This is a genomic window from Curtobacterium pusillum (assembly GCF_013359865.1).
GTDB classification, from domain to species: domain Bacteria; phylum Actinomycetota; class Actinomycetes; order Actinomycetales; family Microbacteriaceae; genus Curtobacterium; species Curtobacterium pusillum.
Map to the genome: position 1 here is coordinate 61367 of NZ_JABMCE010000051.1, position 9569 is coordinate 70935.

8 protein-coding genes and 1 pseudogene are annotated in these 9569 nt (G+C 73.4%); 6 read left to right on the top strand and 3 right to left on the bottom strand.

All coding sequences use genetic code 11. The annotated features are described in order from the left end of the window. Positions 1-50: 50 nt before the first annotated feature. Both HP507_RS03165 and HP507_RS03170 read right to left on the bottom strand, forming a co-directional pair. Positions 51-689 carry a histidine phosphatase family protein gene (locus tag HP507_RS03165; protein WP_175350400.1) on the bottom strand — a complete coding sequence of 213 codons (639 nt, stop codon included), beginning with the start codon at positions 687-689 and terminating at the stop codon, positions 51-53. Next, positions 686-1585, bottom strand: coding sequence for a Sir2 family NAD-dependent protein deacetylase (locus HP507_RS03170; protein WP_175350401.1), 900 nt, complete (start codon positions 1583-1585; stop codon positions 686-688). The genes HP507_RS03165 and HP507_RS03170 overlap by 4 nt, the downstream gene beginning before the upstream one ends. Positions 1586-1704: 119 nt before the next feature. Here HP507_RS03170 and HP507_RS03175 point away from each other — a divergent pair, with 119 nt between their 5' ends. The 4 genes and pseudogenes from HP507_RS03175 (at position 1705) to HP507_RS03190 (ending at position 5497) form a co-directional block, all read left to right on the top strand. Beyond that, complete coding sequence (locus HP507_RS03175) at positions 1705-2529, top strand: TrmH family RNA methyltransferase (RefSeq protein WP_175350402.1); 825 nt, start codon at positions 1705-1707, stop codon at positions 2527-2529. A 168-nt stretch (positions 2530-2697) separates the two neighbouring features. Then, positions 2698-3930 (top strand): D-alanyl-D-alanine carboxypeptidase family protein, encoded by a 1233-nt coding sequence (locus HP507_RS03180; protein WP_175350403.1) that lies wholly within the window; start codon positions 2698-2700, stop codon positions 3928-3930. Then, complete coding sequence (locus HP507_RS03185) at positions 3927-4100, top strand: hypothetical protein (RefSeq protein ID WP_175350404.1); 174 nt, start codon at positions 3927-3929, stop codon at positions 4098-4100. The genes HP507_RS03180 and HP507_RS03185 overlap by 4 nt, the downstream gene beginning before the upstream one ends. 106 nt (positions 4101-4206) lie before the next feature. Continuing rightward, a pseudogene (locus tag HP507_RS03190) lies at positions 4207-5497 on the top strand (serine hydrolase domain-containing protein). A gap of 107 nt (positions 5498-5604) precedes the next feature. Here HP507_RS03190 and HP507_RS03195 read toward each other — a convergent pair. Next, positions 5605-6399, bottom strand: a complete 795-nt coding sequence (locus HP507_RS03195; RefSeq protein WP_175350405.1) for an SGNH/GDSL hydrolase family protein — start codon at positions 6397-6399, stop codon at positions 5605-5607. Between the two features lie 22 nt (positions 6400-6421). Between HP507_RS03195 and HP507_RS03200 the strand changes: the two genes are divergently transcribed. Both HP507_RS03200 and HP507_RS18280 read left to right on the top strand, forming a co-directional pair. Then, a complete protein-coding gene (locus HP507_RS03200; RefSeq protein ID WP_175350406.1) occupies positions 6422-7579 on the top strand; it encodes an acyl-CoA dehydrogenase family protein in 1158 nt (385 codons plus the stop codon). 50 nt (positions 7580-7629) lie between these two features. Then, a partial coding sequence (locus HP507_RS18280; RefSeq protein ID WP_175350407.1) for an FUSC family protein occupies positions 7630-9569 on the top strand: 1940 nt, incomplete at its 3' end.

Here is a 9569-nt window from a genome sequence, read left to right on the forward strand (position 1 = left end):
AGCCCCCTCACGCGCTCGGGTCAGCGAGTGCATCGGAGCCTAGTACTCGCCTACCCGCGGCGTTCGAGCGGGTTCTGGTACTCGAACGCGTACCGCCCGGGCCCGTCGGACACCTCGTCGATGGGGTCGTCGAACCGGACGAGCTCGGCGTGGAAGCGTTCGGGATCCCAGCGGAACGAGTGCACGGACCCGTTCCGGATCGGTGTGTCGTGCCGGTCCGCGGTCCCCGGAGCGGCCGCGTTCACGATGCTCCGGATGACCGCGCCGTGGGTGGCGACGACGACGCTCCCGGCGTCGTACCGAACCGCGATCTCGCCGAGGGTCTCGGTCACGCGGGCGAGCAGGGCACTGCGCGACTCACGCCCCGGGATGTCGTCGTGCGGGTAGCGCCGGACGACCTCGTCGTTCGTGAGCCCCTCGGCTTCGCCGTAGGACCGCTCGACCAGTCCCGGGTAGGTCGTCGGTTCCGCGAGTCCCAGGTGGGACGCGATGATCGTCCCCGTCTCGAAAGCCCGGGACAGCGGGGAGGCGACGACCGCGTCGAACCGGCGCCGGTCCAGCAGCGCGGCGGTCGAGGCGGCCTGCCGACGCCCGGTGTCGTTGAGGGGGATGTCCGTCGAGCCCTGGATGCGCCGTTCGGCGTTCCAGTCGGTCTCGCCGTGCCGGACCAGGTACAGGAGCGTCGTCACCGCTCGATCATCGCAGACGGGTCGAGCCGTGCGGCCAGGGCCTCGAGCGTCTCGGTCGTCCCGGCGTCGAGCTTCACCGCCGCCCGGCGGTCACTCCGGGTGGTGCCGCGGTTCACGATGACGACGGGGTGCTTGCGTCGGGCGGCGTGGTCGACCAGGCGGACGCCGGAGTTCACGGTGAGCGAGGACCCGACGACGAGCAGCGCCTCGGCCTCGGCCACGATCGACACGGCCTCGCGGAACTTCTCGGCCGGCACGAACTCCCCGAAGAACACCACGTCGGGCTTCAGCACGCCGCCGCACACCGAGCAGTCGGGCACCTGGAAGCGCTCCACGTCGGTGATCTCGACGTCGCCATCGGGCTGGAGCTGCACGGTCCCGGGCTCGTCGATCCAGGGGTTGTCGCGGTCGAGCACGGTGGCGAGGTCGGCGCGGGAGAACACCTGCCCGCACGTCAGGCACACGGCGCGGTCCATCGAGCCGTGGATCTCGACGACGCGGCGCGACCCGGAGCGGAGGTGCAGGCCGTCGACGTTCTGCGTGATGACGCCGGTCACGATCCCGTCGCGTTCGAGCGCGGCGAGCGCACGGTGACCGGCGTTCGGGCGCGCGGCCGCGAAGGTCCGCCAGCCCAGGTGCGACCCGGCCCAGTAACGCTGACGCTTCGCGGGGTCGGCCCGGAACTCCTGGAAGGTCATGGGCTTGCGGACCACGCGGCCCTCGCCGCGGTAGTCGGGGATGCCCGAATCGGTGCTGAGCCCGGCACCGGAGAGCACGGCGATCCGCTTGCCGGCGAGCAGCTCGACGGCGCGGTCCAGGTCGACCGCGGCGGAGGCCGCGGGAGAGGCCGCGGGAGAGGCCGCGTCCGCAGGGCTGCTCGGTTCGCTCGTCGCCATCGTGTTCACGGTACCCTCAACAGCCGACCGTCCCGGTCGCTTCCCACCTGGCGTCGGGCGGGGAGCGCCATCGACACGGCGCCGAACACCCGTCACCGCACCACACCGAAACGAGCCCCGTGCACGCCGTCCGCATCGACTCCCTCGACGACCCCCGCCTCGACGACTTCGCCCGGCTGACCGACGTCGCGCTGCGCCGGGTGACCGAGCCCGAGGGCGGCCTGTACATCGCCGAGTCGAACACCGTCATCGAGCGTGCGGTCCGTGCCGGACACGTTCCGCGGAGCGTGCTCGTGCAGGAGAAGTGGCTCGACAGCGTCCTACCGCTCGTCGCCGACCACGACGGCCCCGTGTTCGTCGGCCCCGACGCCCTGCTCGAGGAGCTCACCGGCTTCCGCATGCACCGGGGCGCCCTGGCCGCCGTGCAGCGTCCGGAGCTGCCCGAGGTGGCGGACGTCGTGCGGGACGCGAAGCTCGTCGTCGTCCTCGAGGACATCGTCGACCACACCAACGTCGGCGCCGTGTTCCGGAGCGTCGCCGGCCTCGGCGCGGACGCCGTGCTGGTCAGCCCGCGCTGCGCCGACCCGCTGTACCGCCGGAGCGTCCGGGTGAGCATGGGCACGGTCCTGCAGGTCCCGTGGACCCGCATCGGCGAGTGGCCCGCGGCCGGCGAGGACCTCCGCGCGCAGGGGTTCCACCTGGCGGCGATGGCCCTCACCGACCGCTCCGTCGACCTGGACGCGTTCGTCGCCGACGTCCCGGAGCGCGTCGCGCTCGTCATGGGCACCGAGGGCAGGGGTCTGACCGATGCGGCGGTCGCCTCCGCCGACACGACCGTGCGCATCCCGATGGCGCACGGCGTCGATTCCCTCAACGTGGCGGCGGCGAGCGCCGTCGGCCTGTGGGCGGTCGCCCACGCGCAGCGGTCGCGTCCGGCGAGCTGACGCGGACGGGAGGCGCGGCTCGGCTCCGACGGGGACCATCCGCCGGACCGGCGGCCGGCCCTGAGCGTCGACCCGCGCCTCCAGACCGACGACGACGACCGGAAGATGCCGCCTCCTCTGCGCGTCGTCCCGGTCGGCTGTCGTGTGTCCCCGCTACGCTCGGTTCCCGTGTCACGAGTCGTCCGTCGCCCCCGTTCCGCCGTCCGGAGGCCGGTGACGATCTCCGTCGTCGCCGTGCTGGTGCTGGCGGTCGGGTACCTCGTGGCTGCGGCGGCCGTGCCGTTCGCTCCGGCGAGCGCCTCGACCACCACGTACGCCGCTCCGACCTCGACGGTGCCGGACCTGACGTTCCCGGGGTACGGCGCGACCGCGGTCGAGGCGACCGACTTCCCGGACAGCCTGCGCACCAGTGGGGACGCGAAGCCCCGGTCGATCGCGAGCATCTCGAAGGTCGTGACGGCGCTGGTGGTCCTCGACGAGAAGCCCCTGCAGCCGGGGCAGACCGGGCCGACCATCACGTTCAGCCCCGGGATGCAGGCGCTGTACGCGAAGTACCTCGCGGTGAACGGCGAGGTCGCGCCGATGCCGGCGGGGCTCAAGCTGTCGGAGTACCAGACGCTCCAGGTGATGCTCATGAAGTCGGCGAACAACTACGCGGGGTCGCTGGCGATCTGGGCGTTCGGTTCCATGAACGCGTACGAGAAGGCCGCGGGCCGGTGGCTCGACGCGCACGGTCTCGACGACACCACCATCGAGGAGCCGACCGGCCTCGACGCGGACAACAAGTCGACCGCGACGGACCTCGTGGAGCTCGGGCAGCTGGCCCTGGCGAACCCGGTCGTGAAGGAGGTCGTGGCGACGAAGAAGGTCACCGTGCCGGGTGCCGGGGAGATCGAGAACTCGAACAAGCTCCTCGGGCTCGACGGGGTCGAGGGCATCAAGACCGGGACCCTCGACGAGGCCGGGGCGTGCCTGCTGTTCGCCGCGACGTACGAGCGGGGCGGGAAGGACGTCACCGTCGTGGGCGCGATGCTCGGCGGTGTCGACCACGACTCGCTCGACGACGACGTGCAGCGGCTGCTCCGGTCGGTGGCGGACAACTTCCAGGTGATCACGCTCGCGCACGCGGGGCAGACCTTCGGCACGTTCTCGACTCCGTGGCAGGACGAGGCGGACGCGGTGTCGAAGTCCGCGTCCGAGGTGCTCGTCTGGGGGAAGACGACGGTGTCCGCGAAGGCGAAGCTCGACCGGATCACCCTCGGCACCAAGGGGGAGCGTGTGGGGCGGGTGCGCTTCACGATCACGGACCACGATCCGGTCACCGTGCCGCTCGTCCTCGAACGGCCGATCGAGGACCCGGGCATCTGGTGGCGGTGGACGAACCCGTTCCAGGGCGCATGACGTCCGCGGCGGTGCTGCGCCCCTGGCGGACCTCCGACGCGCCGGTGCTGCTCGAGGCGTCGGGCGACCCGGTGCTCGCCCGGCAGTTCGACGTCGAGACCCATGCCCGTCTCGCCACCGATCCGGGTCCCGACGTCCGACCCCTGACGATCGTGCGCCCCGCCCCGTAGTGTCGGACGCGTGACGACGACGTTCCCCCGCACCGCTCCGTCCGCGCTCGGCATCGACGCTCGCGGCATCGCCCGGTTCCTCGACGCCCTCGAGTCCACGCCCGACGTGGAGCCGCACAGCATCGTCCTGCTCCGGCACGGTCAGGTCGCCGCGGAGGGATGGTGGCACCCGTACGCCGCGGGCCGCGTCCACCTGCTCTACTCGCTGAGCAAGAGCTTCACCGCAGCGGCTGTCGGCATCGCCGTCCGCGAGGGCCTCGTCGACCTCGACGCCACCGCCCTGTCGTACTTCCCGGAGCTCGACGCCGACGTCACCGACGAGCGGAGTCGACGCATCCGTGTGCGGCACCTCCTCGCGATGGCGAGCGGGCACCACGAAGGAGACGCTCGACCGAGCGCTCGCGATCGACCCGTCGAACGTCGTGCGCGGGTTCCTGCTGCTCCCGCCGGACGACGAGCCCGGCAGCGTCTTCGCCTACAACCAGCCGTGCACGTACACGCTCGGCGCGATCGTGCGGCGGGTCAGCGGCGGCTCCCTGGTCGAGTACCTGCGCCCGCGGCTGCTCGAGCCGCTCGGCATCGACGACCTCGCCTGGCGCCGCGACGACACCGGCGCCGAACTGGGCTTCAGCGGCTGCTACGCCCCCACGTCTGCGATCGCCGCGCTCGGGCAGTTGTACCTGCAGCGCGGGGTGTGGAACGGCGAGCGGATCCTCGACGAGGAGTGGGTCGTGGCCGCCACGCGGACGCAGGTCGACAACCCGAACGAGGCGAACCCGGACTGGCGGCAGGGCTACGGCTTCCAGTTCTGGATGGCCCGCCACGGCTTCCGCGGCGACGGCGCCTACGGCCAGTTCTGCGTCGTCCTGCCCGAGCAGGACCTCGTCCTCGCCCTCACCGGGCAGAGCCCGGACATGCAGGCGGTCCTCGACGCGGCGTGGCAGCACCTCCTGCCCGCCGTCGACGCTCCGGACCTCGACGCGGGCGCCGATGCGGGCCTGGAGGCGCGGCTCGCCTCCCTCGGACTGCCTCCCGTCCACGGGGACCCGCTTCCCGACCTCGCCGCACTCGGCACCGTGCCCACAGCGGGTGACGTCCAGGGGCTCGACACCGTCGCCTTCGCGCGCGACGACGCGTCGTGGCGCCTCACCGCGACCGTCGACGGGCGGGAACTGTCCGTCCCGCTCGGCGAGGGGGAGTGGGCGGTCGAGAGTCCCCTCGCGGCGAGCGCCGCGGTCCGCCCCGGGGACGGCGCGATCCTCGTCGACGTCCGTTTCGTCGAGACACCGCACCTCGCGCACCTGCGCGTCGATCTCCACGCACGCACGGCCACCGCCGAGTGGCAGACCCAGCCGCTGCACGACGGGCCGCTCACCCTGCGCCGCCCCGCCGACTGACACGCGTCCCGCCGCGTCGCAGGGCGGACGGCTGCCGCTGCGGTGGGCCTCGTCGCGGGGCGCCGGGAGCCGCGCCGCGGACGGCTCGGTGGCGCGCGGTCGCGGCGTCAGGGGGTGTCGGACCTGTGCTCGACGACGTCCTGCAGCTCGGGTCGCTTCGGGCTGACGCCGTCGCCCGACGACGTGTGCTTGATGCGCCGGACGACCCAGGGGACGAGGTACTCGCGCGCCCAGCCGAGGTCCTCCGCGCGGGCCTCGCGCCACGGTCGGGCCTCGAGCGGCTCCGGGTTGAACGGCTCGAGCCCGTGCTCCACGCCGAGGGTGTCGAGCACGGCGGCGGCGACCGTGGCGTGGCCGGTGGGGGAGTGGTGCAGCCGGTCCGGCGCCCACATCCGCGGGTCGCGGAGCACGCGGAGGGCCCACATGTTCGCGACGAGGGCACCGTGCTTGAGCGCGATGGCGTGCAGGTTCTCGTTGTAGATCGCCGTCTTCCCGCGCACCATGCCGAGGACGGGGGTCATGCCGACGTCCGGACCGGTGAAGAGGACGACGGTCGCGCCGTCGCCCCGGAGCCGGGCGACCATCGCGTCGACCCGCTCGGCGAGTTCGTCGGGGTCGGAGCCCGGTCGGATGATGTCGTTGCCGCCGGCTGACACCGTGATGAGGTCCGGCCGCAGCGCGAGCGCCGGCTCGACCTGCTCGTCGATGATCTGCTGCAGCAGCCGCCCGCGGATCGCCAGGTTGGCGTAGGCGAAGTCCTCGGACTGGTTCGCCAGGACCTCGGCGACCCGGTCGGCCCAGCCGCGGTTGCCGCCGGGCACCGTGGGGTCGGGGTCCCCGATCCCCTCGGTGAACGAGTCACCGATCGCGACGTACCTGGACCACGGATGACGATCTGACACCCTCGGACCCTAGTCTCGTGGCATGACGAAGGCCAACCCCGCCCGGTGCCTGCCCGACGACCTGCTCGAGCGCATCGCCGCCCGCGCTCCCGCGTACGACGCGGACAACGTGTTCTGCGCCGAGGACCTCGACGAGCTGCGTGCCGCCGGGTACCTGCGGCTCGGCGTGCCGAGCGAGCAGGGCGGCGCGGACCTCGGTCTCGCGGCGACGTCGGCCGTCCAGCGGCGCCTCGCCCAGGCCGCACCGGCGACCGCGCTCGGTCTCGGCATGCACCAGGTGTGGGTGCAGGCGGCGCGCGCCGTCGCTGCGCGGGGTGAGTCGTTCCTCCAGGCGGTCACCGACCACGCGTCAGCGGACCACCTGCTCGCGTTCGGGGTGAGCGAGCCGGGCAACGACGCCGTGCTGTTCGACTCGTCGACGACGGCGGAGCCGGACGGCGACGGTGGCTACCGCTTCACGGGGACGAAGGTCTTCACGTCGCTCGCGCCGGCGTGGGACGTGCTGAGCGTGTTCGGCAAGGACGAGTCCGGGCCGGAGCCGCGGCTCGTGCACGGTTTCGTCCTGCGCTCCGACGGCGACGTCGAGCACCTCGACGACTGGGACACGCTCGGGATGCGGGCGACGCAGAGCCGGACGACGCGGCTCCTCGGGGTGCACGTGCCGGCGGACCGGATCGTGCGGAGCCTGCCCGTGGGCCCGAACCAGGACCCGCTGGTGTTCGGGGTCTTCGCCGCGTTCGAGCTGCTCATCGCCTCGGTGTACGTCGGGATCGCGGAGCGGGCGGTGTCGCTCGCGGTCGCCGCGGTCGGGGGCCGCACGGCGCTCGACGGGACACCGCGATCGCAGGACCCGGACGTGCGACGGGCGTTCGCGGACATGCGGGGAGCGGTCGACGCGGTCGAGCTGCAGGTGTCGTCGTTGGCCCGGTCGGTGGACGACGTCGACGACCTCGGTGCGCGGTGGTTCCCGCTGCTCGTGGGCACGAAGGCGCGGGCGGTCGACGCGGCGCAGCACGTCGTGGACGAGGCGATGCGGGTCGTCGGCGGCGGGGCGTACCGGGCGACCGGCGAACTCGCCCGGCTGGCGCGGGACGTGCGCGCCGGGCAGTACCACCCGTCGTCGCGCGACTCGGCGGCGCGGACGATCGCCGCCTCGGTGCTGGGGCCGATCACGAGGTAGTTCAGCTGCGGTACTATTGGTCTCCCGAGTGAGCAGGAGGCGGCCGCAGCGTGCCGAGGACCGAGACCACGAACCGGACCGCACCGCGGCGACGGACCCGCACCCGGCGACTCACCGACCGTGCCCTCGCCCTCGACCCCGGGCTCGTGAAGACGGACGGGGCGCTCCGAACGCTCCTCGCGGTCCCGGCCGGGATGGCCGTCGGGTACGCGATCGCCGCGGCGTTCGGCCTGCCGGCGATCCTCGGCGTGATGATCGGCGCGATGCCGGCGTTCATCACCTGCCTGGTGATCGTGGACCCGAGCACGGGCCGGACCGCAGCCCGCACCGGAGCGGTCGTCGTGCCGTTCGTCGTCGCGCTCGCGGGCAGCATCGCCCTGCAGCCGTTCCGGCTCCTCGAACTCGTGCTCATCGTCGTGCTGCTCTTCGTGCAGTTCGCGGCGGCGTCCTGGGGCTCCTGGGCGTCGGACGCTGCGGCCGTCGGGTTCTCCGGGTACCTCTGCGGTCTGCTCCTCCCGCTGCCCGAGACGAGCGTCGTGCCGCTCGGGCTCGTCGTCGCCGGCTCCCTCGCGGTGACGATCCTCGTCCGCCTGCTGCTCCGGCCCGATCCGCACCGCGCGCTCCTCCGGACCCGCAGGGGTTTCGTGGCCCGTGGATCGCTGGTCCTCGAGGCCGCTGTCGCCGCCCTCGCCGGGGCCGACGACCCGGCCACCCGCCGGCGGACCCTCCGACGCCTCCGCCGGAGCCGAGACCGCTACCACGAGATCGCGCTGACGGTGGACGGGATGCTCGCCGCGAGCGGGGTGGACGCCGACTCCGCGGCCGAGGAGCTGCACCGGCTGGTGTTCGACACGCACTTCGCGATCGACGAGCTCGGGCGTGGCGCCGCGGCGCTCGTCGAGCACGGTGCGCCGTCCGACGTCCGGCACGCCGCGCTCCGGGCGTTCACGATCGTGCTCCGCTCGGGCGGCAGCCACGGCGAGGAAGCGGCGCACACGCTGCTCGCCCGCTACGGCATCACACCGTCGGCGAGCGACGAGGGGTCGCGCACCACTGCCCTCGTCCGCCGGCTCGCCGCCGAGCTCACCGACCTCCGCACGGCCGGTGTCCGGTGGCGCGAACTCCGTGACGAGCTGCCCCGACGCGGTGCCGGCGTGCCGTTCGCCACGCCCGTGGTCCTCGCAGGAGGCCGCCCCGTGGGGGCCGTGCCGATCCTCGCGGACGCCCTCGCCGAGGGACCCTGGCGGCGCTGGCACCTCACCGCGTCCCTGCGCACCGCGGTGCACGCCGCCATCGCGGTCGCGATCGTGGAACCCCTCGCCCTGATGCTCGACGGCAGCCGGTTCTACTGGGGCGTCATCGGCGTGATGGTCGTCCTCGCTGGCACGAACACCACCCACGAGCGGGTCCGGAAGGGGCTGCACCGCGGCGTCGGGACGGTGGTCGGCGGAGCGGTCGGCATCGTCCTCGTGCACCTGGTCGGGACCTCGCACCCCTGGGTCACGATCGTGCTCGTGTGCGTCCTGCTCGCCGTCGGGACGTACGGTTTCGGCGGTGTGTACTCGCTCTGGGCCGCGTGCCTCGTCGTGGTGCTCTGCCAGGTGTACGCGTTCTCCGGCTCCTTCACGGACACGCTCATCCCGATGCGGCTCGCCGAGAACCTCCTCGGCGCCGCGGTGGCCGTCCTCGTCAGCGCCGTCGTGTTCCCGATCGCCACCCGCGCCGTCATCCGGCGGGCCGTGCGGCGCCAGCTCGTCGCGGTCCGGGCGTTCGTGCTCGCGCTGGTCGGGGAGGACGCGGACGCCGAGACGGGCGAGACCGACGCGGCGGAGGCCACCCGCGCCTCCAGTGCGGACCGCACCGAGCGACCGGACCTGCGCGCACGGTCGCGCGCCGTCGACGCGGCGACCTACCAGCTGGACGCCGTGCTGCGACCCATGGTGCGGTTCCCGACGGGCGGGCCGGCGCGCGCCGACGCACGGACGCGCAC

Bases quoted from the DNA above. Each gene is read 5' to 3' on its own strand.
- HP507_RS03170 (WP_175350401.1), bottom strand. From the start codon at position 1,585: ATGGCGACGAGCGAACCGAGCAGCCCTGCGGACGCGGCCTCTCCCGCG.
- HP507_RS03185 (WP_175350404.1), top strand. From the start codon at position 3,927: ATGACGTCCGCGGCGGTGCTGCGCCCCTGGCGGACCTCCGACGCGCCG.
- HP507_RS03200 (WP_175350406.1), top strand. From the start codon at position 6,422: ATGACGAAGGCCAACCCCGCCCGGTGCCTGCCCGACGACCTGCTCGAG.